Annotated in this window: 22 protein-coding genes; 19 read left to right on the top strand and 3 right to left on the bottom strand. The window is 66.8% G+C overall.

Features of this window, described 5'->3' with window-relative positions; all coding sequences use genetic code 11:
* The first annotated feature begins 295 nt into the window (after positions 1-295).
* Together ACGLHR_RS12340 and ACGLHR_RS12335 are read left to right on the top strand one after the other, a co-directional pair.
* A complete protein-coding gene (locus tag ACGLHR_RS12340) occupies positions 296-4,282 on the top strand; it encodes a DUF748 domain-containing protein (protein ID WP_400094101.1) in 3,987 nt (1,328 codons plus the stop codon).
* 129 nt (positions 4,283-4,411) lie between these two features.
* A complete protein-coding gene (locus ACGLHR_RS12335; RefSeq protein WP_400094099.1) occupies positions 4,412-4,597 on the top strand; it encodes a rubredoxin in 186 nt (61 codons plus the stop codon).
* Between the two features lie 73 nt (positions 4,598-4,670).
* Here the strand turns inward: ACGLHR_RS12335 and ACGLHR_RS12330 are convergent, their stop codons facing one another.
* Both ACGLHR_RS12330 and ACGLHR_RS12325 read right to left on the bottom strand, forming a co-directional pair.
* Positions 4,671-4,829 (bottom strand): hypothetical protein, encoded by a 159-nt coding sequence (locus ACGLHR_RS12330; RefSeq protein WP_400094098.1) that lies wholly within the window; start codon positions 4,827-4,829, stop codon positions 4,671-4,673.
* Between the two features lie 43 nt (positions 4,830-4,872).
* Positions 4,873-5,055 (bottom strand): hypothetical protein, encoded by a 183-nt coding sequence (locus tag ACGLHR_RS12325; protein ID WP_043356764.1) that lies wholly within the window; start codon positions 5,053-5,055, stop codon positions 4,873-4,875.
* Positions 5,056-5,366: 311 nt separating this feature from the next.
* On the opposite strand from ACGLHR_RS12325, the gene ACGLHR_RS12320 reads away from it, so the two are divergent.
* From ACGLHR_RS12320 to ACGLHR_RS12240, 17 genes are all read left to right on the top strand, one after another.
* Complete coding sequence (locus ACGLHR_RS12320) at positions 5,367-6,170, top strand: FadR/GntR family transcriptional regulator (protein ID WP_400094096.1); 804 nt, start codon at positions 5,367-5,369, stop codon at positions 6,168-6,170.
* Positions 6,170-7,198, top strand: a complete 1,029-nt coding sequence (locus ACGLHR_RS12315; protein ID WP_318231723.1) for an L-idonate 5-dehydrogenase — start codon at positions 6,170-6,172, stop codon at positions 7,196-7,198. Before ACGLHR_RS12320 ends, ACGLHR_RS12315 begins: the two co-directional genes overlap by 1 nt.
* Positions 7,199-7,277: 79 nt before the next feature.
* Entirely contained in the window at positions 7,278-8,279 is a 1,002-nt protein-coding gene (locus tag ACGLHR_RS12310; RefSeq protein ID WP_400094094.1) for a sialic acid TRAP transporter substrate-binding protein SiaP, read from the top strand.
* 82 nt (positions 8,280-8,361) lie between these two features.
* A complete protein-coding gene (locus ACGLHR_RS12305; RefSeq protein ID WP_400094092.1) occupies positions 8,362-8,994 on the top strand; it encodes a TRAP transporter small permease in 633 nt (210 codons plus the stop codon).
* Positions 8,995-9,027: 33 nt separating this feature from the next.
* Positions 9,028-10,431, top strand: coding sequence for a TRAP transporter large permease (locus tag ACGLHR_RS12300; RefSeq protein ID WP_318231652.1), 1,404 nt, complete (start codon positions 9,028-9,030; stop codon positions 10,429-10,431).
* Positions 10,428-11,534, top strand: a complete 1,107-nt coding sequence (locus tag ACGLHR_RS12295; protein ID WP_400094090.1) for a mandelate racemase/muconate lactonizing enzyme family protein — start codon at positions 10,428-10,430, stop codon at positions 11,532-11,534. Before ACGLHR_RS12300 ends, ACGLHR_RS12295 begins: the two co-directional genes overlap by 4 nt.
* A gap of 49 nt (positions 11,535-11,583) precedes the next feature.
* Positions 11,584-12,339: an SDR family oxidoreductase gene (locus ACGLHR_RS12290; protein WP_400094088.1), complete on the top strand. Its 756-nt coding sequence runs from the start codon at positions 11,584-11,586 to the stop codon at positions 12,337-12,339.
* A gap of 48 nt (positions 12,340-12,387) precedes the next feature.
* On the top strand, positions 12,388-13,935 hold the full coding sequence (locus ACGLHR_RS12285; RefSeq protein ID WP_400094087.1) for a UxaA family hydrolase: 1,548 nt from the start codon (positions 12,388-12,390) through the stop codon (positions 13,933-13,935).
* A 48-nt stretch (positions 13,936-13,983) separates the two neighbouring features.
* The gene (gene manD / locus ACGLHR_RS12280) at positions 13,984-15,195 is read left to right on the top strand and encodes a D-mannonate dehydratase ManD (RefSeq protein WP_400094086.1); all 1,212 of its coding nucleotides are present in this window, start codon (positions 13,984-13,986) and stop codon (positions 15,193-15,195) included.
* A 19-nt stretch (positions 15,196-15,214) separates the two neighbouring features.
* A complete protein-coding gene (locus ACGLHR_RS12275; protein ID WP_400094084.1) occupies positions 15,215-16,747 on the top strand; it encodes a mannitol dehydrogenase family protein in 1,533 nt (510 codons plus the stop codon).
* A 244-nt stretch (positions 16,748-16,991) separates the two neighbouring features.
* Positions 16,992-17,495, top strand: a complete 504-nt coding sequence (locus ACGLHR_RS12270; protein WP_318231658.1) for a hypothetical protein — start codon at positions 16,992-16,994, stop codon at positions 17,493-17,495.
* Positions 17,496-17,851: 356 nt separating this feature from the next.
* A complete protein-coding gene (locus ACGLHR_RS12265; protein WP_400094082.1) occupies positions 17,852-19,042 on the top strand; it encodes a c-type cytochrome in 1,191 nt (396 codons plus the stop codon).
* 51 nt (positions 19,043-19,093) lie between these two features.
* On the top strand, positions 19,094-20,851 hold the full coding sequence (ctaD, locus tag ACGLHR_RS12260; protein ID WP_400094081.1) for a cytochrome c oxidase subunit I: 1,758 nt from the start codon (positions 19,094-19,096) through the stop codon (positions 20,849-20,851).
* On the top strand, positions 20,848-21,486 hold the full coding sequence (locus ACGLHR_RS12255; protein WP_400094080.1) for a bb3-type cytochrome oxidase subunit III: 639 nt from the start codon (positions 20,848-20,850) through the stop codon (positions 21,484-21,486). Before ctaD ends, ACGLHR_RS12255 begins: the two co-directional genes overlap by 4 nt.
* Before the next feature lie 33 nt (positions 21,487-21,519).
* Positions 21,520-22,203 carry a heme-copper oxidase subunit III family protein gene (locus tag ACGLHR_RS12250; protein ID WP_318231662.1) on the top strand — a complete coding sequence of 228 codons (684 nt, stop codon included), beginning with the start codon at positions 21,520-21,522 and terminating at the stop codon, positions 22,201-22,203.
* Between the two features lie 8 nt (positions 22,204-22,211).
* Complete coding sequence (locus ACGLHR_RS12245; protein WP_400094078.1) at positions 22,212-22,613, top strand: cytochrome C oxidase subunit IV family protein; 402 nt, start codon at positions 22,212-22,214, stop codon at positions 22,611-22,613.
* A gap of 80 nt (positions 22,614-22,693) precedes the next feature.
* Positions 22,694-23,899 carry a DUF2252 family protein gene (locus tag ACGLHR_RS12240; RefSeq protein ID WP_400094077.1) on the top strand — a complete coding sequence of 402 codons (1,206 nt, stop codon included), beginning with the start codon at positions 22,694-22,696 and terminating at the stop codon, positions 23,897-23,899.
* 95 nt (positions 23,900-23,994) lie between these two features.
* Here the strand turns inward: ACGLHR_RS12240 and ACGLHR_RS12235 are convergent, their stop codons facing one another.
* Positions 23,995-25,422 carry an NAD-dependent succinate-semialdehyde dehydrogenase gene (locus ACGLHR_RS12235; protein ID WP_318231664.1) on the bottom strand — a complete coding sequence of 476 codons (1,428 nt, stop codon included), beginning with the start codon at positions 25,420-25,422 and terminating at the stop codon, positions 23,995-23,997.
* Between the last annotated feature and the right edge of the window lie 76 nt (positions 25,423-25,498).

The raw sequence follows: 25,498 nt of genomic DNA, 5'->3' as shown, positions 1-25,498 counted from the left end.
CTGGCATGCGACGAGACGCTTCGCAAAGGCGTGACGATACCAGATCGGCGTTGAACCGGCTTCGGCCAGCGCGCTTGCATTCCTTTTTGGACCGTCCCGAAATCCTCTTTAAATCCATTTGAATGCCTTTGCTTTGCCCCCAAGCGTTGCGATAATGTCGTTAAAAAGTGAAAGCCGGGCCACAAAGTGGCCGATCCGTGTAGCGACGCACTGTGGAATGGCTTCATCCAGGTAGCTCGCCAACGGGTCCGCAAGGCGGCACGCGGGAAGTTGGGGTCGAATCTTCTGGGATCACATGGCAATCAAGTTCTCCATGCAGGCGGCAACGGCAACGCCACGTCGCCGGGCCGGCCTGCGGGTGGCCGGCGGCATCGTGGCCGCGCTGGCGGTGTTCGGCCTGGCCGGGTATTTTGGCGGGCCACCGCTGATCAAGTCGCTGGCGGCCAAGCAGGCCAGCGAGGCGCTGGGACGCCAGGTCACGATCGGGGGCGCACAGGTGCAGCCGTTCTCGCTGGCCGTCGACGTTTCCGACATCACGATTTACGAGCCCGATGGCACCACGCCCATGCTGACCGTAGGCGAAGCCAAGATCGATGGCGCCATCGCCTCGCTGTGGCACTTCGCGCCGGTGGTGGATGCCGTGCATATCGACCGGCCAGCGCTGCATCTTGCGCGCGACGCCAGCGGCCGCATGAACTACGCCGATATCCAGGAGCGCTTCGCGGCCAGGCCGCCCGCGCCAAAATCCGAGCCGGCGCGCTTCTCGGTCAACAATATCGCGCTGACCGGCGGCAGCATGGTGTTCAACGACAAGCTGCTCAACCAGACGCAGCGGTTGGACAACCTGACCATCACGCTGCCGTTCCTGTCCAACCTGCCGCACGACGTGGAGATCGTCACCCGGCCCACGCTGAGCGCGAACATCAACGGTTCCGCGCTGGCGCTCGACGGCACCATGCTGCCGTTCGCCGCCTCGCGCGAGACCCACCTCAATATCAACCTCGATGCCCTGGAACTGGCGCGCTACATGCCGTTCGCGCCGAAGCTCAAGGATGCGGATATCAAGGGCGGCCTGCTGGATTCACGGCTGACGCTGGGCTTTATCCAGGACAAGGACAAGCAGGACATCTTCCTGGCAGGCACCGCGGCGCTGCGCGACGCCGATATCCGCAAGCATGATGGCTCGCCGCTGGTGAAGGCCGGGCGGATAGCGGTGGACATCGCGCGCATCGAGCCGCTGGGGCGGCTGGCTCACCTGCGCAGCCTCTCGGTGGATGGCCTGGCCGTCCACGCCGTGCGGCGCGCCGATGGCTCGCTCGACCTGGCCGAGGCGTTCCTGCCGGAAGCCGCCAAGGTGGAAAAGCCGGCCCGGCCGGCTGCAGCCGCCTCTGCAACAGCAGCGGCACCCGCATCCGCTCCGGCCGCAGCCAAGGCTGGCCCGGCTTCCGCACCTGTCGCAGCCAAGGCCGGCCCGGCATCGGCGCCCGCCGCCGCCGGCATTGCGCCGGTGCCGGAAAAGCCCTGGCGCTATGCGATCGACCAGATCACCGTCAAAGAAGCCAGCCTGGGCCTGCGCGACGACTCGGCCCCCTCCGGGCCCGGCACGCTCGCGCTCGGGCCGCTTGACGCCGACGTGGCCGGCTTCGCCGGCGACAGCGACAAGCCCGCCAAGGTGAAGGCCAAGCTGACGATAGGCGAAGGCCAGACGCTCAGCCATGAGGGCGAGCTGTCCCTGCATGGCGGCACCATGGCTGGCACGCTGCAAGCCAGTGGCGTGAAGCCCCAAGGGTTTGCCGCATGGTGGCCATCGGAGCTCCAGACCCGGCTTGGCGATACCGCCATCAATGCCGAACTGCACTACAAGATGGCTTGGGGCCGCCCCGCCTTTGCATTCTCGCTGGAAAAGTCCCGCGTCGAACTGGCGCCGCTCTACCTGGCTACCCGGGAGCCGGTGTCGGTGGCGCAAGTGGCAGCCGCCACTACGGGCGCAAACAAACCTGCCACCGCCGAAAGCGACCGCCGGCGAGACACCCGCCGGGCGCGTGCTAGTGACGACAGCGAAGCCGCCAACCTGCCGGTGATGCGCGCCGAGCGCGTGGCGCTGGAGGACATCGCCTTCGATCTTGGCGCGCATTCATTCCAGGCAAGCCAGCTGGTGGTCGCCAAGCCGCAGATCGCCATCACTCGTGACTTCAAGGGTGAGTTGCTCGAAAGCGCGCGCCTGTGGGCAGTGCAATCCAAGCAGAAGTCCGCCCAACGTGCAACCGGTGTCCAGGCCAAGGCCGTCCAGCCCGAGAGCGCTGCCGCCGCCAAGCCCTTGCCCTGGAAGGCACAGCTCGGCAAGTTCGCGCTCGATGGCGGCAGCCTGCGCGTGACCGACTATGCGCCCGCGGCCGCCAACCGCGACCGCCCGGTGGTCCATCAATTCCGCAATATCAGCCTGGGCACCGGCGCACTTAACTGGCCGATGGCGGCAGGCGCCATCCCGATGACGCTCAAGGCCGATGTGGGCCGGCGCGGCGCGATGGCGCTCGACGGCACCGTACTGCCCACCGCGCCCGCGGCGCAACTGCAGGTGGACTTGCGCGAGCTGGACCTCGCGCCGCTGCAGCCCTACCTCGCCGACCGCTTTAACGCGGCGTTGCGTGGCGGCACCGCTACCGTCAAGGGCCGCCTCGGCGTGCAGGCCCCCGCCGGCAAGCCGATCGCCGCGCGCTTTAGCGGTAATGCACTGCTGGGCAATGTGCGCAGCGTCGACCGGGTGACCGGTGACGATTTCCTGCGCTGGCGCTCGCTGGCGGTAAACGGCATCGATTTCGCCATGGATGAGGCCAAGGGGCCGATGAAGGTCGGCGTGGCTGGTGTCGCGCTGTCGGACTTCTATGCGCGGGTGATCCTTAATGCCAACGGCCGGCTCAACCTGCAGGATGTCATGGCCGGCGGCGCCGCCAAGGGCGAGGCCGCGCCAACCACCAGCCTGACGCAGGCCAGTCCCGCATCGGCACCCGCCGCCAGCGCACCGGCCCCGGCACCCGCGCCTGTGGCCGCCGCGGCAAAGCCGCAGATCCGCATCGGTGGCGTGACGGTGGAGAAGGGCAACATCAACTTCTCGGACTTCTTCGTCAAGCCGAACTACTCCGCCAACCTGACCGACATGAAGGGTTCGGTCTCAAAGCTGTCCTCGACGGAACCGGCGCCTGCCGACCTCACACTGGCCGGCCGCATCGACGACGACGCGCCGGTCACGATCGACGGCAAGCTCAACCCGCTGGCCGAGCAGCTCTACCTCGACATTGCCGCCAAGGCCGCCGGCGTGGAGCTGACCCGGCTGACGCCGTACGCGGCCAAGTACGCCGGCTACCCGATCACCAAGGGCAAGCTCACGGTCGACGTGGCTTACAAGATCGAGAACGGCAAGCTGGACGCGCGCAACCACCTCTACCTGGACCAGCTCACCTTTGGCGACAAGGTCGACAGCCCGAGCGCGACAAAGCTGCCGGTGCTGCTGGCAGTTTCGCTCTTGAAGGACCGTAATGGCGTGATCGACATCAACCTGCCGGTGTCGGGCTCGCTGTCGGACCCGGAGTTCAGCATCGGCGGCGTGATCGCGCGGGTGATCGTCAACCTGCTGGCCAAGGCCATCACCTCGCCGTTCTCGCTGATCGCCTCTGCCTTTGGCGGCGGCGACGAACTGGGCTACGTGGAGTTCGCGCCCGGCACGTCCACGCTCACGCCGGCGGCCACGCAGAAGATCGCGACACTGGGCAAGGCCCTGGCCGACCGCCCGGCACTGCGCCTGGAGATCAGCGGCCGCATCGATCCCGCCACCGATACCGCCGGCGCCAAGCGCGCCTGGCTGGACGCGCGCGTGGCCGAGCAAAAGTCGCGCGAGATGCGCGCCAGCGCAAAGGCGGGCGCCGTGGCTGAAGAGAACGAGGAAGGCGAGCAAGGCGCCAAGGTGACGGTGTCGCCGCAGGAGTACCCGAAGTACCTCGAAGCAGTCTACAAGCGCGCCTCCTTCAAGAAGCCGCGCAATGTGATCGGGCTGTCGAAATCCCTGCCCCCCAAGGAGATGGAGACGCTGCTGCTGGAGAACGCGCCGGTTACCGATGTGGAGCTCAGGCAACTGGCCGAGCAGCGGGCGCTGGCGGTCAAGCAGGCGCTGGAGCGCGATGCCAAGGTGCCGGAAAGCCGCCTGTTCATGACCGCCTCGAAGCTCAACGCCGATGGCATCAAGGACAAGGGCGCGCCCAACCGGGTCGACTTCACCATCCGGCAGTGACTTGCCGGGAAACCTGCCCGCGCAGGGGGGGGCGTTGCCGCCCCCTGCGCTTTGGCCCGTGGCCCTAACGCCGGGGTACAGGCAAAAAACACTGTATCATTTCGCCCGGAATCGATACAGGAGTGCGTTTTGCAGCAGGAAGCCGTTGTTTACAAGACTTGGGTTTGCTTGATTTGCGGATGGGTCTACGACGAAGAGCAGGGCTGGCCGGACGATGGCATCGCTCCCGGCACGCGCTGGGAGGACATTCCGGAAGACTGGCGTTGCCCCGAATGTGACGTGGGCAAGGGTGAATTCGCGATGATCGAAATCTGATCGGCCAGGCAGGGCACACAATCTACCCGGCACATCCGGCCCGGATGACGATGCAACTCCGCAGGCGGCGCGCTCAGTGCTGCTGCATTTGCCGGCAGATGCCGGCGCGCTTGCGCTGCTCGGCGCAGCGCCGATAGCGTATGCGGTAGGGGTGGCTACAGCGCCAGATCGCCGTGGCGACGGTGACCAGCAGAAACGCCGCCATCAAGACAGCCAGCAGGCTCAGTGTCATAGCGGCCCCCTTTTTACAAGCAAGCCGGGAACGCTCGAAGCGTTCAGATAAGCAACGGAAGCGCCTCCAGCAAGGCCACCGCCAGCAGAGCCCCGAAGATCGCACCTGCCGCGCGGCAACTGATGCGCAAGGCCCGGGCCGTGAAGGGGATCCCGCCGAAGGCAATCATGCCAACCAGCGCCATCGGAATCAAGAACACAAGATCATGTGACGTGAGGTGCAGCATTGCCGTCTCCTGTCTTTCTGCTTGTGCCTCCAGTATAGAAAGTGTCGCAGGGAGGCCAAGGACGGTGACATTGGGGTTGTCCCGTAAGCTGCATTTTGTCGGGGCGCCTGCGCAAGCCTCCTCGCCGCATTCTTTGCTGCACCCGCCGTGCAAGCCGCTGTCGCCCCTGGCGCGGGCAGGCGGGCAGGCACCGGCGCCCGCGTGCTGCAGTGCCGTATAAATTCCCCTTGTAGAGCGTGTAAAAACTTCCTAAAAATTGGTCAGGCCACTTTACCTCCTGGCCCAATCATTTTCGAAGATCGCGCGCCGACATGCCCCTGCAGCAGATCGAACCTCGCCGCCTGTACCGCCAGATTGCCGACCAGTTGCGCCGGCTGATCGAGAACGGTGAGTTTCCCGTGGGCGCGCGCCTGCCGCCCGAGAGAGACCTTGCGGTACAGCTCGGCGTGTCTCGGCCATCGGTGCGCGAAGCGCTGATCGCGCTGGAGGTGGAAGGGTTGGTGGAGGTGCGGATGGGCTCGGGCATCTATGCCTGTCCGCCGGAGCGGGCGCGCGCTGCCAGCGTGATGGCCGAGCCGCCGCTGGATGTGATCCGCGCGCGCCAGACCATCGAGGGCGAGATGGCGGCCAATGCCGCGCGGCATGCCACACCGGCATTGCTGGCCGCGCTGGAAGATTCGATTGCCATCATGCAGGAAGAGGCTGGCGCGGGACAGATCCCCGTCAAGGGCGACCGCCTGTTCCACTTGCGGATTACCGAAGTGTCCGGCAATGCCGTACTACAGCGCCTGGTGGCCGAGCTGTTCGACGAGCGCCATAACCCGCTCTTTGCCCGCTTCGGCAGCTACTTCGAGAACGAGTCCAGCTGGCACGCGGCCATTGCCGAGCACCGCGCCGTGGTGGCAGCCATTGCCTCGGGATCGCCGGATGCCGCGCGCGACGCCATGTGCCTGCACCTGGAAGCCTCGCACGGCCGCTTCTACGCGGCGTGGCCCGCAGGCGCGCCATCCGAGCCAGGCAAGCCAGTCGAGCCAACCGAGATAACCGAGCCAACCGAGCCAACCGAGCCAACCGCAATGCGCCGCAAGCCGCGCAAGCTTACCGAGGAGTCATGATGTCCCTGGTCTGCCATATCCATGCGAGCGAAGACCTGCGTTTCACGCAGGTGGAACCCGCCGCTCCCGGGCCGTTTGAGGTCGAGGTGCGCCTCGGCGCGGCCGGCATCTGCGGCTCCGACCTGCACTACTACTTCCATGGCAAGGTCGGCGCCTTCGTGATCCGCGAGCCGCTGACGCCGGGCCACGAAGCGGCAGGCATCGTCTCCCGCGTGGGCAGCGCGGTCACGCGCGTCGCGCCGGGCAACAAGGTGGCGATCAATCCCTCGCATGCTTGCGGGCAGTGCGACTACTGCCGGGCCGGGCGCGACAACCTTTGCCGGAACATGCGCTTTCTCGGCAGCGCCAGCATCTATCCGCATGTGCAAGGCATGTTCCGCGAGCACTTCCTGATGCACGAGCGCCAGTTGACGCCGGTGGACAGCGATATCTCGCTGGGCGAGCTGGCGTTTGCCGAGCCGCTCTCCGTGGCGCTGCACGGCGTGAACCGCGCCGGCGAGCTGCTGGGCAAGACGGTGCTGGTCACCGGCGGCGGCACCATCGGCAGCCTGGCGGTGATGGCCGCGCGCCTGGCCGGCGCCGCGCACATCATCGCCTGCGATATCGCGGACCGCCCGCTCGAAGTGGCATTGCGGGTCGGCGCCGACCAGGTGATCCGCACCGACCGGGAACCGCCGCAGGCGCTGCAGGACCTCGCCGACGTCTGCCTGGAAGCCGCCGGCAGCGGGGCGGCGCTGGACACCTGCCTGCTGGCCGCGCGGCGTGGCGCCCGCATCGTGCAGATCGGCACGTTGCCGGCCGAGGGGCTGCATTTCCCGGCCAACAGCATCATGGCGCGCGAGCTGGAGTATGTCGGCGCGTTCCGCTTCGGGCGCGAGTTCGACTGGGCCGTGCGCTATCTCACGCAAGGCCGCCTCGACGTGCGCCCGCTGCTGTCCGCGCAGCTGCCGCTGGCGCAGGCCGTGGAGGCTTTCACGCTGGCCGCCGACAAGACGCGCAGCACCAAGGTACAACTCACAGCCGCATAGATCCATCCACGCAGCACCTGACTGCCGCAAGCGCGTCCGCGAGAGAGCGCAAGGCCAACCACATCGAAGGAGACGAAGCATGAAGCCATTTTCCCTGCGCCTGCCGTCAACGCTGCTGCCGGCCGCCCTCGTGCTGGCAGCCTGCGTGGCCAGCCTGGCCTGCGGCAGCGCGCTGGCCCAGACCAAGCTCAAATGGGCGCACGTGTACGAGACCTCGGAGCCGTTCCACAAGTGGTCGGTGTGGGCCGCCGAGGAGATCAAGAAACGCAGCAACGGCAGGTACCAGATCGATGTGTTCCCCGCCTCCCAGCTCGGCAAGGAGAACGACATCAACCAGGGCCTGGCGATGGGCTCGGTCGATATCATCATCTCGGGCTCCAGCTTTGCCGCCAAGTCGTTCCCGCGCATCGGCGTGACCTACTACCCCTACACCTTCCGCGACGCCAACCACCTGCTGGCCTATACCAGGAGCGATATCTACAAGGAGCTCACGCGCGGCTACGAGGAAAAATCGGGCAACCATATCGTCGCCACGACTTACTACGGCACGCGCCAGTCCACCTCCAACAAGCCCTTCTCGCACTGCGCCGAGATGAAGGGGCTGAAGATGCGCGTGCCCGATGTGCCGGCCTATCTTGCCATGCCGCGCGCTTGCGGCGTGAATACCTCGCCGATCGCATTCGCCGAGGTGTACCTGGCACTGCAGAACGGCACCGTGGAGGCGCAGGAGAACCCGCTGCCCACCATCGAAGCCAAGAAGTTCTATGAGGTGCAGAAGTACATCGTGCTCACGGGCCATATCGTCGACCACCTCAACACGGTGATCTCGGGCGGCCTGTGGAAGAAGCTCTCCGAGGCCGACCGCAAGATGTTCTCCGACGTGGCGCAGGAAGCCGCCACCCGCGCCACCGCCGACGTGGTGGCCCGCGAGAAGGAGCTGGTGGCGGTCTTCAAGCAGAAGGGCCTGGCGGTCACCGACATCAATGTGCCGGAGTACCGCGACGCGGTGCTGAAGAACGTGAGCTTCGAATCGCAGGGCTATCGCAAGGCCGACTGGGACAAGATCCAGGCGGTGCAGTGACCCAGGCGGCGGGCGTGGCCGGCTAGCAGGCGCCGGATGGCAGATGACAGATGACAGATCACAGTCTTTGCGGAGCAACAACATGGAAATGCGTTCCCGACTCGCCGACGACCTGCCCGCGCAGGCCGTCGGCGGCGAGACCCCAGGCGGTGTGCCGCAACTGGCCACCGTCGCGGAGCTGGCGCACAGCTTCGAGGAGGCGGACGACAAGCCAGTGGACCTCAAAGGCTACGCCGCCGAGGACTGGTTCACGCTGGGGCTGTTCTGGTTCATGACCGTGCTGGTCTTCCTGCAGTTCTTCAGCCGCTACGTGATGAACGACTCGCTGGCCTGGACGGAGGAGCTGGCCACCTACTGCCTGATCGGCGTGGTGTTCATCGGTGCGGCGATGTGCGTGCGCAAGAGCCGGCATATCCAGGTGGACCTGATCTACCGCTACCTGCCGCACGCGCCGGCACGCGTGCTGTCCACGCTGGTGGACATCGGCCGCACCGCCTTTCTTGGCTATGCCGGCTGGCTGGTCTGGCACTACATCGTGGTGGTGGGCGACGAGCCAATGACCACCATCGAGTGGAACAAGAGCTGGATCTACTACCTCGTGCTGGCCGGATTTGCCCTGATGTGCCTGCGCTCGTGCCAGGTGACCTGGCAGAACTGGACGCAGGGCTTTTCCATCCTGGAGCGCCCCGAGGCGTTCGAGGCCAGCGACGACTGACGACGACTGACGACCAACCCGGAGCGCGCCGCCATGTGGATCCTGATTGTTTCCTTCCTGCTGCTGATGCTGGTGGGCCTGCCGGTCGCCATTGCGATGGCGGTGGCTTCGCTGCTGTATATCTGGGCCTCCGGCACGGTGCCGGACATGATCCTGGCGCAGCGCATGATTGCTGGCGTGGAGAGCTTCCCGCTGCTGGCCGTGCCCTTCTTCATCCTCGCCGGCAACCTGATGAACGTGGCCGGCATCACCGGGCGCATCTATAACTTCGCCGTCGCGCTGGTGGGCTGGATGCGCGGCGGGCTGGGCCACGTCAACATCATCGGCTCGGTGATCTTCTCCGGCATGTCGGGCACCGCCATTGCCGATGCGGCGGGCCTGGGCACGATCGAGATCAAGGCCATGCAGGACCACGGCTACGAGACCGAGTTCGCGGTCGGCGTGACGGCGGCCTCGGCCACGCTGGGGCCGATCATCCCGCCGTCGCTGCCGTTCGTGATCTACGGCATGATGGCCAATGTGTCGATCGGCTCGCTGTTCCTGGCCGGCATCGTGCCGGGCCTGGTGCTGACCTTGTTCATGATGGGCACGGTGGCGTGGTTCGCCCACCGGCGCGGTTGGGGCAGCGACACGGCGTTTTCCTGGAAGCTGCTGGGCAACGCCAGCATCGAGGTTGCCGTGGTGCTCGCCTTTCCGCTGGCGATCTGGCTGATGACGCGTTTCGGCGTTTCCACCAACGTGGCCGCGCTGATCGCGCTGGCGGTGCTGCTGGCGCTGGACTGGTACTTCGATTTTTCCGCGGTGATGGCGCTGATGGCGCCGGTGATCCTGATTGGCGGCATGACGCTGGGCTGGTTCACGCCCACCGAGGCCGCCGTGGCGGCGGTGATCTGGGCGCTGTTCCTCGGGCTGGTGCGCTACCGCTCCATGACGCTGCGCTCGCTGGCCAAGGCCACGCTCGATACCATCGAGACCACCGCATCGGTGCTGTTCATCGTCACCGCGGCATCGATCTTCGCCTGGCTGCTCACCACCAGCCAGGCCGCGCAGATGCTGACCGACGCCATCCTTGGCTTCACCCATAACAAATGGGTGTTCCTGCTGCTGGCCAATGTGCTGATCCTGATCGTGGGCTGCTTTATCGATACCACGGCGGCGATCACCATCCTGGTCCCGATCCTGCTGCCCATCGTGCTCAAGCTCGGCATCGACCCGATCCACTTCGGGCTGGTGATGACGCTCAACCTGATGATCGGCCTGCTGCATCCGCCGCTGGGCATGGTGCTGTTCGTGCTGGCGCGCGTGGCCAAGCTGTCGGTGGAGCGCACCACCGTGGCCATCCTGCCGTGGCTGGTGCCGCTGTTCCTGACGCTGATCGCCATCACGTATATCCCGGCGATCACGCTGTGGCTGCCCAACCTGGTGGGCAGCAAATGAGCGCCACCATTGTCCAGGTTGAGCTGCTGCAGGTGGACCTGCCACCGCGCGTGCCGCGCTCCGATGCGATCCAGTCCTTCGTCACGCAGGAAACGCCCATGGTGCGCATCCGCTGCGACGATGGCTCGGAGGGCACGGGCTACGCCTATACCATCGGCACCGGCGGCTCGTCGGTGATGGCGCTGCTGCGCGATCACCTGGCGCCGCGCCTGATCGGGCGCGATCCCGCCCAGATCGAGGCGATCTGGCGGGAGCTGCTGTTCGCCACCCACGCCACCTCGGTCGGTGCCATCACCAGCCTGGCGCTGGCTGCCATCGATACCGCGCTGTGGGACTGGCGCTGCCGCCGCGACGGCCAGCCCCTGTGGCTTGCCGCCGGGGGCGCGCAGCCGCGGGTACCGGTGTACACCACCGAAGGCGGCTGGCTCCACCTGGACGCCGACACGCTGGTGAGCGAGGCCGTGGCCGCGCGCGAGGCCGGATTTCGCGGCGCCAAGCTGAAGGTGGGCCACACGCGGGCAAGCGAGGACCTGGCGCGGCTGGCAGCGGTGCGCGACGCGGTTGGCGACGGCTTCGAGCTGATGGTGGATGCCAACCAGTGCTTCACCGCCGCCGAGGCTATCCGGCGCGCGCCGCACTATGCCCAGCTGGGTATCGCGTGGTTCGAGGAGCCACTGCCGGCCGACGATATCGGCGGGCACGTGCGGCTGGCGGCGTCCAACTCCGTGCCCATCGCGGTGGGTGAGTCGTTGTACTCGCCCGGCCAGTTTGCCGAGTATGTGCGCCAGGGCGCCTGCGGCATCGTGCAGGCCGATGTGGCGCGCATTGGCGGCATCACACCCTGGCTCAAGGTGGCGCACCTGGCAGAAGCCCACAACCTGTCGATCTGCCCGCATTTCCTGATGGAGCTGCATGTGTCGCTGTGCGCGGCGGTGCCCAACGCGGCATGGGTGGAGTACATCCCACAGCTCGACGAGATTGCCGCCAGCCACGTGCACATCGAGGCCGGCCATGCCATCGCCCCGGACGCGCCGGGCCTTGGCATCGAATGGGACTGGGCTGCGATCGGGCGCCGCACGGTGGCGCGCGCGCTGGTTTCCTGATGACGCCGGCCCCGGGCACGTGGCCGGAACCGCTCATGGAGAATGACCGATGACACAACGACTCGCCGGCAAGCTGGCTCTCGTCACCGCGGCCGGGCAGGGCATTGGCCGCGCCACCGCCGAAGCCTATCTGCGTGAAGGCGCGCGCGTGATCGCCGCCGATATCAACGAGCGCTTGCTCGAGGCGCTGGCCGGCCAGCCCGGCTGCACCACGCTGCGGCTGGACGTGACGGACGCCGCCGCGGTGCAGGCCGCGGCGAAGCAGGCAGGCGCGCTCGATATCCTGTTCAACGGGGCGGGCTTCGTGCACCACGGCTCCATCCTGGAGTGCGACGAGGCCGCTTTCGATTTCTCGATGAACCTGAACGTGCGCGCCATGTACAGCATGATGCGCGCCTTCCTGCCCGCCATGGTGGCGCAGCGCAGCGGCTCGATCGTCAACATGGCATCGGTGGCCAGCAGCATCAAGGGCGCGCCCAACCGCTTTATCTACGGCGCCACCAAGGCGGCGGTGATCGGCATGACCAAGTCGGTGGCGGCGGACTACATCGGCCAGGGCATCCGCTGCAATGCGATCTGCCCCGGCACGGTGGAGTCGCCCTCGCTGCGCCAGCGCATCGCGGACCAGGCGCGCGACAGCGGCAAGAGCCTGGCCGAAGTGGAAGCCGCCTTCGTCGCCCGCCAGCCGATGGGGCGCATCGGCAGCGCCGCCGAGATCGCCGCGCTGGCGGTGTACCTCGGCTCGGACGAATCGGCATTCACCACCGGCACGGCGCAGGTGATCGACGGCGGCTGGTCCAACTGAGGCGGCACATCCTGCACGTCCCCTCTCAGCCACCCGCCCGGAGCCAGCATGCCAGCCGCTAACGCCCCCGCCGTCATCCGCATCCATCCTGCCGACGACATCGTCATCGCCTGCCGCCAACTGGTGCCGGGCACCGTCATCGCCGCCGAGGGGGTGACCGTGGCCAGCCTGGTGCCGCCCGGGCACAAGCTGGCGGTGCGCGCCATCGCGGCGGGCGCGCCGGTGCGGCGCTACAACCAGGTCATCGGCTTTGCGCGCCAGCCCATCGCGCCGGGCCAGCACGTGCATACGCATAACCTGGCCATGGGCGAGTTCGCGCGCGAGTACGCCGCCGGCGCCGATGCGCGGGCGACCGATTACGTCGGCGCGCCCGCCAGCTTCGATGGCATCAAACGTGCCGACGGCAGCGTGGCCACCCGCAACTACATCGGCATCCTCACCTCGGTGAACTGCTCCGCCACGGTGGCGCGCGCCATTGCCGATCATTTCCGGCGCGAGCTTCGCCCCGAGGCGCTGGCCGCGTTTCCCAACGTGGACGGCGTGGTGGCGCTTACGCATGGCGCGGGCTGCGCCACGGACAGCGAAGGCGAGAACCTGCGCGTACTGCGGCGCACGCTGGGGGGCTACGCGCGCCATTCCAACTTTGCCGCGGTGCTGGTGGTGGGGCTGGGCTGCGAGGCCAACCAGATCGATGGCCTGCTGGCCGAGGCGCATCTCACCGGCATGGCCGGTGGCCCGCGCCTGCACGCGTTCAACATCCAGGACAGCGGCGGCACCGCCGGCGCGGTGGCGCGCGGCGTGGCCATCGTGCAGGAACTGCTTGCCGATGCCAACCGCGTGCACCGGCAAGCCGTGCCGGCGAGCCACATCACGGTGGGCCTGCAATGCGGCGGCTCGGATGGCTACTCCGGGCTGACGGCCAACCCGGCGCTGGGCGCGGCCGTGGATTTGCTGGTGCGCCATGGCGGCGGCGCCATCTTGTCCGAGACGCCCGAGATCTACGGCGCCGAGCATCTGCTGACGCGCCGCGCGGCGTCGCCGGCAGTGGCCGAGCGCCTGCTGGCGCGGATCCGCTGGTGGGAAGACTATTGCACGCGCAACCACGGCAGCATGGACAACAACCCCTCGGCCGGCAACAAGGCCGGCGGGCTCACCACCATCCTGGAGAAATCGCTTGGCGCGGTGGCCAAGAGCGGCACCACCAACCTGGTCGAGGTCTATGAGTTCGCCCAGCCGGTGCGCGCGCGCGGCCTGGTCTTCATGGACACGCCTGGCTACGACCCGGTCTCGGCCACCGGCCAGGTGGCGGGCGGCGCCAACCTGATCTGCTTCACCACCGGGCGCGGCTCGGCCTACGGCTGCGCGCCATCGCCCTCGCTCAAGCTGGCGACCAACAACGCGCTGTGGCAACGGCAGGCCGACGACATCGACATCAACTGCGGCGACATTGTCGATGGTGGGGCCAGCATTGCGCAGAAGGGCGAGCAGATTTTCCGGCTGATGCTGGAGACCGCATCCGGGCGCAAGACCAGGAGCGAGCTGCATGGCTACGGGCAGAACGAATTCGTGCCATGGTCGTTGGGCGCGGTCATGTAAGCGCATTCAGGCGCTGGGCAAGTCGACAAGAACCACACAGGAGAGAGCATGAAGATCACCGCCGCGCGCGTCATCGTGTGTTCCCCGGGACGCAACTTCGTGACGCTGAAGATCGAGACCGACGAGGGCCTGACCGGCATCGGCGACGCCACGCTCAACGGGCGCGAGCTGGCCGTGGCGAGCTACCTGGAGGACCACGTGGCGCCCTGCCTGATCGGGCGCGACCCGCACCAGGTGGAGGACATCTGGCAGTACCTGTATCGCGGCGCGTACTGGCGGCGCGGGCCGGTGACCATGAGCGCGATCGCCGCGGTGGATACCGCGCTGTGGGACATCAAGGCCAAGGCCGCGGGCTTGCCGCTCTACCAGTTGCTGGGCGGCAAGAGCCGCACCGGCGTGATGGTGTACGGCCACGCCAATGGCAGGGATATCGAGGCCACGGTGGACGAGGTGCTGCGCTACAAGGAGATGGGCTACCGCGCGGTGCGCGCGCAAGCGGGCGTGCCGGGGCTCAACAAGGTGTATGGCGTGTCGTCCGACCGCCTGTTCTACGAGCCGGCCGATGCGTCGCTGCCGTCCGAGCACGACTGGAGCACGGAGCGCTACCTGGACCACACGCCGCGCCTGTTCGAGAAGGTGCGCGATGCGGCCGGCTGGGATCTGCACCTGCTGCACGACGTGCACCACCGGCTCACGCCGATCGAGGCGGCTCGCCTGGGCAAGTCGCTGGAGCCGTTCCGCCTGTTCTGGATGGAGGACGCCACGCCCGCCGAGCACCAGGAGAGCTTCCGGCTGATCCGCCAGCACACCACCACGCCGCTGGCGGTGGGCGAGGTCTTCAACACCATCTGGGATTGCAAGACGCTGATCCAGGAGCAGTTGATCGACTACATCCGCGCCACGGTGGTCCATGCGGGGGGCATCACGCACCTGCGCCGCATCGCGGATTTCGCCGCGATGCACCAGGTACGCACCGGCTCGCATGGCGCGACCGACCTCTCGCCGGTGTGCATGGGTGCCGCGCTGCATTTCGACCTGTGGGTGCCCAACTTCGGCATCCAGGAATACATGCGCCACAGCGAGCAGACCGATGCGGTGTTCCCGCATGCCTACACCTTTGCCAACGGCATGCTGCATCCGGGCGATGCGCCGGGGCATGGCGTGGATATCGATGAAACGCTGGCGGCCAGGTATCCCTATCAACGCGCTTACCTGCCGGTGAATCGCCTCGCCCACGATGGCACGCTCTGGCACTGGTAGGCCAACCCCAGGACGCACCATGACCCTGCCAAGACTGCATCCCGACACGCTCGCGCAATTGCCGCATGACGTACTGCGCCCCCGCTTTCCGCGTGAGCGCCTGCGCGGCGGCATCGTCCACCTGGGCATCGGCGCCTTTCACCGGGCGCACCAGGCGGCGGTGACGCAAGCCGCGCTGCACGCCGACGCAACCGACGCGCGCTCGCTCGATTGGGGCATCGTCGGCGTCTCGCTGCGCCGGCCAGATACGCGCGACGCGCTGGCGCCGCAGCAAGGCCTGTACACGCTGGCGCTGCGCGGGGTGCGGGACGACGGCAGCCGCTTCGAGCAGTTGCAGGTGATCGGCGCGGTGATCGCAGTGCTGGTGGCCGCCGACGATCCCGATGCCGTGCTGGAGCGGATCGCGCATGTGGATGCGCGCATCGTCAGCCTGACGGTGACGGAGAAGGGTTACTGTCATGACCCTGCCACCGGCACATTGAACTTCGGCGACCCGGGCATCGCGCATGACCTGCTGCATGCCGCTGCACCGGTCACCGCCATGGGCTACCTTGCACGCGGGCTGCAACGGCGCATGGCGCGTGGCCTGCCGCCGCTGACCTTGCTCTCTTGCGACAACATCGCCGCCAACGGCGACACGTTGCGCGGTTTGCTGCTGGCCTTCTGCGCACGCGTGGATGGTGCGCTGCACGATTGGGTGGCCGAACGCTGCAGCTTTCCCAACGCCATGGTCGACCGCATCGTGCCCAAGACCACCGTGGAGGATGCCGCGCACGTCGGCGCCGCGCTTGGCGTGGAGGATGCGTGGCCCGTGGTGGGCGAGCCTTTCCTGCAGTGGGTGATGGAAGACCGCTTCGTGGCCGGCCGGCCACGCTGGGAGGCGGGCGGCGCGCAGTTCGTCGAGCACGCGCACCCGTTCGAGACGCTCAAGCATCGCCTCGTCAACGGCAGCCATTCGACCATGGCCTATCTGGGCGTGGTGGCCGGGTGGGCCACCACCGACCGCGCCATCGCCGTGCCGGCAGTGCGCGCGCTGGTGGCGGGCATGATGGAGCAGGAAATGCTGCCGACCCTGCCGCCGTTGCCGGGGCTGGACACCGCGGCGTATCGGCGCGACCTGTTGGCACGCTTTGCCAATCCCGCGCTGCAGCATCAGACCAGCCAGATCGCCATGGATGGCTCGCAGAAGATCCCGCAGCGCCTGCTGGCGCCGATCCGTGAGCGCTTGCGGGCCGGCGCGCCGTTTCCGCGCCTGGCGCTGGGCGTTGCCGCCTGGCTGCATTTCCTGCGCGGCACGGATGAGCACGGCGCCAGGTACCGTATCGAAGACCCGCTCGCCTCGTCGCTGCGAGCCTTGCTGAGCAAGGCCGATGCTGCGCACGTGCACGAAGAGGATCGCGTTGCGGCCATCGCGTCGTTCGCGCCGGTGTTCGGGGATCTCGGTGCGTCGCGTGTCTTCGTCGCAGCACTGGCCGCGCACACGCGCATGCTGCGCGAGCGTGGCGTCCTGGCAACGGTGGAGGCGGCAGCGGGCATGCAGATCGAGGCCTGAGCGCATCGCAAGATCGCCGAAGTACCGAACCCGCCATACACACTGCGCCTTGTCGCCGCCGCACCGTTGCCCGGCGCACACCCGCTGCACTTATTTGCGGGTGTGCAGTCAAACGATCAGGCCGGCGTGTCCTATGCTGTGCAGATACGCGGGCCCAATCAGTGATCAGCGATCAGCTGACTGCAAGCGTAGTTGTACAACCGCTGCGAAATGCCGCAGCGCACCAGCATATCCGGAGGTGGCTATGGAACTTCACATGCAATCGCACCACTATGTGCGCCGAACGCCAGACTGGACCGCGGCAGCGGTGTCCGGCCTGGCAGCAGGGGCGCTATTGATGGTGATCGAGCTGTTCTGGTCCACGATGGTGGCGGGCGTCAATCCCTGGGGCACAACGCGGATGATCGCGGCCATCCTCATGGGGCAGGGCGTGTTGCAGACCTCGTTGTTCAGCGTGAGTACCGTAGCCGCGGCACTGGCGATCCACTTTGTGCTCGGCGCGGTGCTGGGCATGATCCTGGGGGCCATCATCGCGCCATTCCACCTGGATTCGAGCACGGGCCTCGCATTGCTCACGGGCGCGGTATTCGGCATTGCCGTCTACGTGCTCAACTTCTACGGCATGACACGCTTTTTCACCTGGTTCGCCGATGCGCGCGGCTGGCATACGCTGGTTGGCCACATGATCTTCGGCATGACCGCGGCCATTGCCTACTGGAAGCTCGAAAGCAAGGATGTATCTCACTGAGCACGCAAACAGGAGAAGAAACCAGCCTATCCATCAGCGCGTGCCGCAGCGCATCCCTGTTTCTGTTGCCCTGCGGACACGCGGCTTAGCGGTTTAGCGGTTTAGACCCGCGCATTGCCACTACACGGGCCGTGCGGGCCGGCAGCGGCGGATGAAAGCTTCGGCTTTCTCCGCCGCTTTTTGTTTTGCCGCTGGCGGCGCGGGGCCCGGCCAGCTTCGTGTGGCATGACACTCAAAGCGCTGTCAAGGTCGCCTTGCCGGTGGCGGACCAGATGCACTAGTCTTATCTCAGCCTTGCGTGTAGTTCACGGCCTTTCTGTACGCACTTTCTGTACGCAAGGGGGAGGAGGGTCTGTATGGCGATAGCCATTGCAATCGTGATCATCGTCGTTGCTTCGGTGCTCTTCCATTTCGTGAGCCCGTGGTGGGCGACGCCGCTTGCCTCCAACTGGAAGCAGATGGACGACACGCTGACGATCACACTGGTCATCACCGGCATCTTCTTCGTCATCATCAACCTGTTCATCGCCTACATCGTCTGGCGCTACCGCCATCGCGACGGCGCGCGCGCGGCCTATCAGCCGGAGAACAGCAAGCTGGAGCTGTGGCTGGTCGCGGGCACCACGCTTGGGGTGATTGCGCTGCTTGCGCCTGGCCTGTTCGTCTATGCCGAGTACGTACGCCCGCCCGCCGACGCCATGGTCCTGGAGGTGGTGGGCCAGCAGTGGCAGTGGGGCTTTCGCTTTCCCGGCCGGGGCGGCCAGCTTGGCACCTCGGACCCGCGCTTTGTCACGCCGGCCAACCCCCTTGGCGTGAACCCGGACGACCCGCGCGGGCAGGACGACATCATCGTCGCCGGCCAGGAAGTCCATCTGCCGCTGAATCGCCCGGTCACGGTGCTGCTGCGCTCCAAGGACGTGCTGCACGACTTCTACGTGCCGCCGTTTCGCGCCCGCATGAACATGGTGCCGGGCACCGTCACGTCGTTCTGGTTCACGCCGACCAAGGCGGGCACGTACGAGATCCTGTGCGCGCAGTTGTGCGGGGTCGGCCACTACAACATGCGTGGCCACGTGGTGGTGGAGGACGAGGCCGCGTTCCAGGCGTGGCTCGCGCGCCAGCCGACATTTGCGCTGACCATGGTGAAGACGCCCCCTGCGGCGACAGCGGCTGCTGGCGCGCCCGCCGCAGCCGCAACCGATACGCTCGCCGAGCAGGGCCGCGCGCTGGCCCAGAGCAAAGGCTGCGTGGGTTGCCACAGCATCGATGGCAGCGTTGGCGTCGGGCCAAGCTGGAAAGGCTTGTATGGCAGTACAGGGACCTTTGCCGACGGCAGCAGCGCGAAGGTCGACGACGCCTACCTGAGGACGGAGATCATCGATCCGCAGGCGCGCCTGGTCAAGGGCTTCGGCCCGCTCATGCCGAAGATGGCCCTGAGCGACGAGGAGGTGAGCGCGCTGATTGCGTATATCCGCGCCATTGGTGCGACTGGCGCGCCTGGCGCGGCCACTCAGGCGGGCGCGGCGTCCGGCGCGGCCGCCAGGTAGGTTGCAGGCAGGCTGCAAGCAGGGTGCAGGAAGGCTACAGGAGGGAGTGCAATGGCATACGCCGACGACGACGCCCACGACGGACCGCAGAGTTTCTTTACCCGCTACATCTGGAGCCAGGATCACAAGGTGATCGCGGTGCAGTACACGCTGGTTGCCATCTTCGTGGGGCTGATAGGCGTGGTGCTCTCCAACCTGATGCGCCTGCAACTGGGTTTCCCAGGGCACTTCACGTTCATCGACGCCAACCGCTACTACCAGTTCGTGACCATGCACGGGATGATCATGGTGATCTACCTGCTCACGGCGCTCTTTCTCGGCGGCTTCGGCAATTACCTGATCCCGCTGATGGTGGGTGCGCGCGACATGGTGTTCCCATACCTGAACATGCTGAGCTTCTGGGTCTACTTCCTCTCGGTGCTGGTGCTGCTGTCGAGCTTCTTCGTGCCGGGCGGGCCCACCGGCGCCGGCTGGACGCTCTATCCGCCGCAGGCCATCCTGCCAGGCACGCCCGGCTATGAGTGGGGCATCATCCTGATGCTGGTGTCGCTGCTGATCTTTATCATGGCGGCCACCATGGGCGGGCTCAACTACGTCACCACCGTGCTGCAGGCCCGCACCGAGGGCATGACGCTGATGCGCATGCCGCTGTCGGTGTGGGGCATCTTCATGGCCACCATCCTGGCGCTGCTGGCCTTCCCGGCGCTGTTCGTGTCGGGCGTGATGATGCTGCTGGACCGCACGCTGGGCACGAGCTTCTTCATGCCGGCGATCGTGTCGCTGGGCCAGCAGCTCAACTACAAGGGCGGCAGCCCGTTGCTGTTCCAGCACCTGTTCTGGTTCTTCGGCCACCCGGAGGTGTATATCGTCGCGCTGCCGGCGTTCGGCATCGTCTCCGACCTCGTCAGCGTGCATTCGCGCAAGAGCATCTTCGGCTATCGCACCATGGTGTGGGCCATCCTGGCCATCGGCGTGCTGTCGGTGGTGGTGTGGGCGCACCATATGTTCGTGAGCGGGATGAACCCGTACTTCGGCTTCTTCTTTGCTACCACCACGCTGATCATCGCGATTCCCACCGCCATCAAGGTCTATAACTGGGTCATCACGCTGTGGCGGGGCGACATCCATTTCTCGGTGCCGATGCTGTTCGCCATCGCCTTTGTCAGCACCTTCGTGATCGGCGGGCTGACCGGGCTGTTCCTGGGCAATGTCAGCGTGGATATCCCGCTGTCCAACACGTATTTCGTGGTCGCGCACTTCCATATGGTGATGGGCGTGTCGCCGATCCTGGTGGTGTTTGGCGGGATCTATCACTGGTACCCCAAGGTCACCGGCCGCATGCTCAACGATAAGCTGGGGCACATCCATTTCTGGGTGACGTTCGTCGGCACCTATGCCATCTTCTTCCCGATGCATTACCTGGGCATCCTTGGCATGCCGCGGCGCTATTACGCCTACGACAACTACGCCTTCATCCCCGAGTCGGCGCACGCCATGAACGCCTATATCTCCGTGGCGGCGTTTATCGTGGCGGCGGCGCAGTTGCTGTTCATCTTCAACCTGGCCTGGAGCCTCAGGCAAGGCAGGCTGGCGGGGTCCAATCCCTGGCGCGCGGCCTCGCTGGAGTGGCAGACGCCGGATACGCCGCCCGTGCACGGCAACTGGGGCGCGGAGCAGCCGGTGGTGCATCGCTGGGCCTATGCGTATAGCGTGCCTGGCGCGAGCGAGGATTTCATTGCGCAGAACGCGCCACCCGAGGCCGGCGGCGCCGAGCCCGAGCCGCATACCAGCCACGGAGCCGTGGCATGAACCCGAACCTGGTGTATCGCGCCGGTGCCGACGGCGAGCGGCGCCCGGGCCCCGGGCCGGGCGATGTGGGCAGGCAGCGTGCGGGGCCCGCGCCGGCCAGCATCGGGCTGTGGGTGTTCATGGGCGTGGCGAGCTCGCTGTTCACGTTGTTCATCGCCGCGTACGCCATGCGCATGGATTCGCCCGATTGGCACGCCGTGGCATTGCCGTGGCAGGTATGGCTGTCCACGGCGCTGCTTGCCGCGGGTAGCGGTGTGATGCTGGTGGCTGCGCGCGCGGCCCGCGCCGGACGCGTCACGGTGGCGCACGGCGCGCTGCGCTTCGGCGGGCTGGCCGCGGCGGCGTTCGTCGCTTCGCAGTTGTGGGCATGGCAGGCCCTGCTCGCCATCCACGTGGTGCCTGCCAATAACCCGTCCGGCAGCTTCTTCTACCTGCTGACCGCGATGCATGGCCTGCATGTGCTGGGCGGCCTGGCTGGCTGGGCGATTGCCATGCGCGCCGGGCCGGGCAGCGCGCTGCGCATTCGCCTGTGCGCGCGCTACTGGCATTTCCTGCTGGCCGTGTGGCTGGTGCTGCTAGCTGCGCTCGGCTGGCTCACCCCGGAGTTCGTTCGCTATATCTGCGGCCGCGGCTAGGCGGCCAGGCACATCCTCGAAGGAGACGCGCCAATGTCTTCGCTACCCACTTCATCTGCGCCGGCGGTGACCGGTTTGCGCGGGCTGGTGGCCGACTGGTCCTCCGACCAGCAGGCCTTCAAGGTGTCGTGGGGCAAGGCGATGATGTGGATCTTCCTGCTGTCCGACACCTTCATCTTCAGTTGCTTCCTGACCGGGTACATGACGGTCAGGATCGCAAGCACGGCGCCCTGGCCGAACCCCAGCATCGTGTTCGGGCTCAAGGTGGGGGGCACCGAGGTGCCGTTGCTGCTGATTGCGATCATGACCTTCGTGCTGATCAGCAGCAGCGGGACGATGGCGATGGCTGTCAACTTTGCCTACCGTCGCGACCGCGTGAAATGCGCCTTGCTGATGTTTGCCACGGCGCTGTTCGGCGTGGCCTTCGTCAGCATGCAGGCCTTCGAGTGGACCAAGCTGATCGTGACCGAGGGCGTGCGCCCGTGGGGCAACCCGATGGGTGCGCCGCAGTTCGGCTCCGCCTTTTTCATGATCACCGGCTTCCATGGCTTGCATGTGAGCTGCGGCGTGATCTACCTGCTGATCGTCGCCACCAAGGCGCTGCGCGGACGCTACGACCGCACGGGCAACTACCAGATCGTGGAGATCGCCGGGCTCTACTGGCACTTCGTGGACCTGGTGTGGGTCTTTATCTTCGCGCTGTTCTATCTCTGGTGAGGCACCCCATGGCTGCGTCGACCCCATCTCCCGAAGTGCCCGCGGATGCGCCCGTCGTTGCCGGCTCGCACGACGAGTTGCCGCACGGGCAGCAGCACGGGCAACCGCACGCGCAGCAGCATCCCATTGGCCTGTACCTGAAGATCTGGGCGCTGTTGTTCGTGCTGTCCACGCTGTCTTACCTGGTGGACTACTTCCATTTCGAGGGCTATCTGCGCTGGACCCTGATCCTGCTCTTCATGCTGATGAAGGCCGGATTGATCGTGGCCGTGTTCATGCACATGGCCTGGGAGCGGCTGGCGCTGATCTGCGCCATCCTGATACCGCCGCTATGCCTGCTGGTGCTGGTGGGCCTGATGGCGGCCGAGGCGGACTACACATTCCTCTTGCGCGGGGTTTTCTTCCGCTGAGCGCGCATGCGCGTCTGGTGCGTGTTCCATGGGTGCCATCCGGGTACACTTGACCGGTTGCCCGCCACTATGAGGAACCCATGCACCCAGCTACGGAAGCCATCCTGATCTATAACCATGGCCGCGATCCCGAGCGGCTGACCCGCAAGCTCGCGGCCATCGCCGCCGATCCGTTCGCCTTCCTGCGCGGCACCAACCACCTCTACGCGGCCTCGGTGGGCACCGAGGCCGCGCTGATGGAGGCACCCACCACCTATGTCTGCGGCGACCTCCACCTGGAGAACATGGGCAGCTTCAAGGGTGACAACGGCCTGGTGTATTTTGATCTGAACGACTTCGACGACGCGATGGTCGCGCCGCTGACGGTGGACCTGGTGCGCCTGCTGTCCAGCCTGATGATCGCGGCGCCGCAGCTCGGCCTGTCGGATGCCGACGCGCGCGCGGGCGCCGAGCACATGCTCGATACCTACGCGGCGGTGCTGGCCAGCGGCAAGCCGCGCTGGGTGGAGCGCGCCACCGCCACCGGCATGGTGGCGACGCTGCTGCGCCGTGTCAAACGCCGTCGCCGCGGCGAGGTCCTGGCGGCGCGCACCGTGCGGCGCGGCGGGAAACGGCGCCTGCTGGTCGACAACATCCATGCGCTGGCCCCGCTCAAGGGCGAGCGCAAGCGCGCCGCCGCCATCCTGCGCGAGTTCACGCGGCAGTCCCATCACGGCCAGTTCGTGGCCGACGACGCTGCGCGGCGGGTGGCGGGCGTGGGCAGCCTGGGGCTGGAGCGCTACGTGGTGCTCGCGCATGCGCCGGGCACACCCACCGCCCAGCGCCTCGTCGACATCAAGCGCGCCGCGCCCAGCGCCTGGCAAGGCTTGCCATATGGCGCGCAACCCGCCTGGGGCACCGATGCGTCGCGCGTGGCGCATATCCAGCACGCCATGCAGGCGGCTTCGCCCGCGCTGCTCTCGGCGGTGGCGATGGGTGGCGGGCCGGGAGACCCGTCCTACATCGTCAAGAGCCTGCAGCCCACGGCCGACCGGGTCAACCTTGGACCTCACACAGATCGCGCCAGCCTGAACGTAGTGCTTCTCACGATGGCACGCTCGGCGGCCTGGGCGCACTTGCGCGGCTGCGGACATGAAGCCGCCGATCGCATCGAGCAATTGCAGGAGTTCGCTGCCGGTTCGCGCTGGCGCGCGCCGGTGCTGCGGCTGGCGCGGCATGGCTGCGAGATGGCGCAGGCGCAGTGGAAGGACTTTGCCGAGGACTACCACAAGGCCCGGGGGAAGTAGGAAACAGGCCTGGCTTGATTCGTGGCGGGCCTGATCGCTCGCCATCTTTGTCTATTCGCGTCCTGGCCGGGCGGGTGCCCGGCCAGGACGGTACATCAGACCTGCGTGATGAACTTGGTCACCAGGTAGCCATCGAAGGTTTCCAGGCCGCCTTCGCTGCCGATGCCGGAATCCTTGATGCCGCCGAACGGCGTCTCGGCCAGTGCCATGCCGAAATGGTTGATATTGACCATGCCGGCCTCCAGGCCGTTGGACACCACCGTTGCGGTCTTCAGCGAGTTGGTGAACACATACGAGGCCAGGCCGAACGGCAGGCTGTTCGCGCGACGCAGCACTTCTTCCACGTCCTTGAAACGCGTCACCGGCGCCACCGGGCCGAAGGGCTCGTCGACCATCAGCTTGGCGTCGTCGGGCAGGTCGGTCACCACAGTGGGGGCAAAGAAGAAGCCCTTGTCGCCGATGCGCTTGCCGCCGGCCACCACCTTGCCGCCGCGATGATTGGCGTCGTCCAGGAACTGCTCCATCGAGGCGATGCGGCGCTCGTGCGCCAGCGGGCCCATCTGGGTCCCGTCGTCCAGGCCATCGCCGACCTTGATCGAGCCGATCACTTCAGTGAAGCGCGCGAGGAACTTGTCGTAGGCTTTTTCCTGCACGTAGAAGCGCGTGGGCGACACGCACACCTGGCCGGCGTTGCGCAGCTTGAAGCGCGCCAGCATTTCGGCTGCCGGCTCGATGTCGGCGTCGTCGAACACCAGCACCGGCGAGTGCCCGCCCAGCTCCATGGTCACGCGTTTCATGTGGGCGCCGGCCAGCGCGGCCAGCTGCTTGCCTACCGGCACGGAACCCGTGAAGGAGATCTTGCGCACGATCGGCGATTCGATCAGGTAAGTGGAGATCTCGCCCGGCACGCCCCAGACGATGTTCAGCACGCCCGGGGGCAGGCCTGCATCATGGAACAGCTGGGCCAGCGCCACCACCGCGCTGGGCGAATCTTCCGGACCCTTCAGGATCAGCGTACAGCCGGCGCCGATGGCCGAGACCATCTTGCGGATCGCCTGGTTGAACGGGAAGTTCCACGGCGTAAAGGCAGCGCACACGCCAATCGGCTCGCGCACCACGATCTGGCGCACATTGGGCTGGCGCGGCGGGATCACGCGGCCGTAGATGCGGCGGCATTCCTCGGCATGCCATTCGGCGTGCTCGGCGCAGATCATGACTTCGCCGATGGCTTCGGCCAGCGGCTTGCCCTGGTCCAGCGTGATGTTGCGGCCGATCTCCTTGGCGCGCTCGCGGGTCAGTTCCGCCACGCGGCGCAGGATCTTGGAGCGCTCCAGCGGCGAGGTCTTCTTCCAGCTTTCAAAGGCGCGCTGCGCGGCGGCGAGAGCGCGGTCCAGATCGCCGCGGTTGGCATGCGGCAGCTTGCCCAGCAGTTCCTGGGTGGCGGGGTTGATGACGTCTTGCTCGCGTCGATCCCCTCCCTTGACGAATTCCCCGTCGATGTAGAGGGCGAGATCCTGGTACATGCCTTTCTCCTGAAGAAGGTTGCGTGCGACAAGCGCAGCGGGTGCCGCCGCGGTGGGGGTGCCGCGCCTGGGCGCG

The organism is Cupriavidus sp. CuC1 (genome assembly GCF_044627735.1).
GTDB classification, from domain to species: domain Bacteria; phylum Pseudomonadota; class Gammaproteobacteria; order Burkholderiales; family Burkholderiaceae; genus Cupriavidus; species Cupriavidus ulmosensis.
This window is presented reverse-complemented; position numbering and strand designations above follow the sequence as displayed.

Excerpts from the sequence above, each read along its gene's own strand:
- ACGLHR_RS12290 (WP_400094088.1), top strand. The coding sequence starts at position 11,584 with ATGACACAACGACTCGCCGGCAAGCTGGCTCTCGTCACCGCGGCCGGG.
- ctaD (WP_400094081.1), top strand. The coding sequence starts at position 19,094 with ATGGCATACGCCGACGACGACGCCCACGACGGACCGCAGAGTTTCTTT.
- ACGLHR_RS12275 (WP_400094084.1), top strand. The coding sequence starts at position 15,215 with ATGACCCTGCCAAGACTGCATCCCGACACGCTCGCGCAATTGCCGCAT.
- ACGLHR_RS12240 (WP_400094077.1), top strand. The coding sequence starts at position 22,694 with ATGCACCCAGCTACGGAAGCCATCCTGATCTATAACCATGGCCGCGAT.
- ACGLHR_RS12310 (WP_400094094.1), top strand. The coding sequence starts at position 7,278 with ATGAAGCCATTTTCCCTGCGCCTGCCGTCAACGCTGCTGCCGGCCGCC.
- ACGLHR_RS12340 (WP_400094101.1), top strand. The coding sequence starts at position 296 with ATGGCAATCAAGTTCTCCATGCAGGCGGCAACGGCAACGCCACGTCGC.
- ACGLHR_RS12285 (WP_400094087.1), top strand. The coding sequence starts at position 12,388 with ATGCCAGCCGCTAACGCCCCCGCCGTCATCCGCATCCATCCTGCCGAC.
- ACGLHR_RS12270 (WP_318231658.1), top strand. The coding sequence starts at position 16,992 with ATGGAACTTCACATGCAATCGCACCACTATGTGCGCCGAACGCCAGAC.
- ACGLHR_RS12265 (WP_400094082.1), top strand. The coding sequence starts at position 17,852 with ATGGCGATAGCCATTGCAATCGTGATCATCGTCGTTGCTTCGGTGCTC.
- ACGLHR_RS12250 (WP_318231662.1), top strand. The coding sequence starts at position 21,520 with ATGTCTTCGCTACCCACTTCATCTGCGCCGGCGGTGACCGGTTTGCGC.
- ACGLHR_RS12245 (WP_400094078.1), top strand. The coding sequence starts at position 22,212 with ATGGCTGCGTCGACCCCATCTCCCGAAGTGCCCGCGGATGCGCCCGTC.
- ACGLHR_RS12295 (WP_400094090.1), top strand. The coding sequence starts at position 10,428 with ATGAGCGCCACCATTGTCCAGGTTGAGCTGCTGCAGGTGGACCTGCCA.
- ACGLHR_RS12325 (WP_043356764.1), bottom strand. The coding sequence starts at position 5,055 with ATGCTGCACCTCACGTCACATGATCTTGTGTTCTTGATTCCGATGGCG.
- ACGLHR_RS12305 (WP_400094092.1), top strand. The coding sequence starts at position 8,362 with ATGGAAATGCGTTCCCGACTCGCCGACGACCTGCCCGCGCAGGCCGTC.
- ACGLHR_RS12235 (WP_318231664.1), bottom strand. The coding sequence starts at position 25,422 with ATGTACCAGGATCTCGCCCTCTACATCGACGGGGAATTCGTCAAGGGA.
- ACGLHR_RS12315 (WP_318231723.1), top strand. The coding sequence starts at position 6,170 with ATGTCCCTGGTCTGCCATATCCATGCGAGCGAAGACCTGCGTTTCACG.
- ACGLHR_RS12320 (WP_400094096.1), top strand. The coding sequence starts at position 5,367 with ATGCCCCTGCAGCAGATCGAACCTCGCCGCCTGTACCGCCAGATTGCC.
- ACGLHR_RS12255 (WP_400094080.1), top strand. The coding sequence starts at position 20,848 with ATGAACCCGAACCTGGTGTATCGCGCCGGTGCCGACGGCGAGCGGCGC.
- ACGLHR_RS12330 (WP_400094098.1), bottom strand. The coding sequence starts at position 4,829 with ATGACACTGAGCCTGCTGGCTGTCTTGATGGCGGCGTTTCTGCTGGTC.
- manD (WP_400094086.1), top strand. The coding sequence starts at position 13,984 with ATGAAGATCACCGCCGCGCGCGTCATCGTGTGTTCCCCGGGACGCAAC.
- ACGLHR_RS12300 (WP_318231652.1), top strand. The coding sequence starts at position 9,028 with ATGTGGATCCTGATTGTTTCCTTCCTGCTGCTGATGCTGGTGGGCCTG.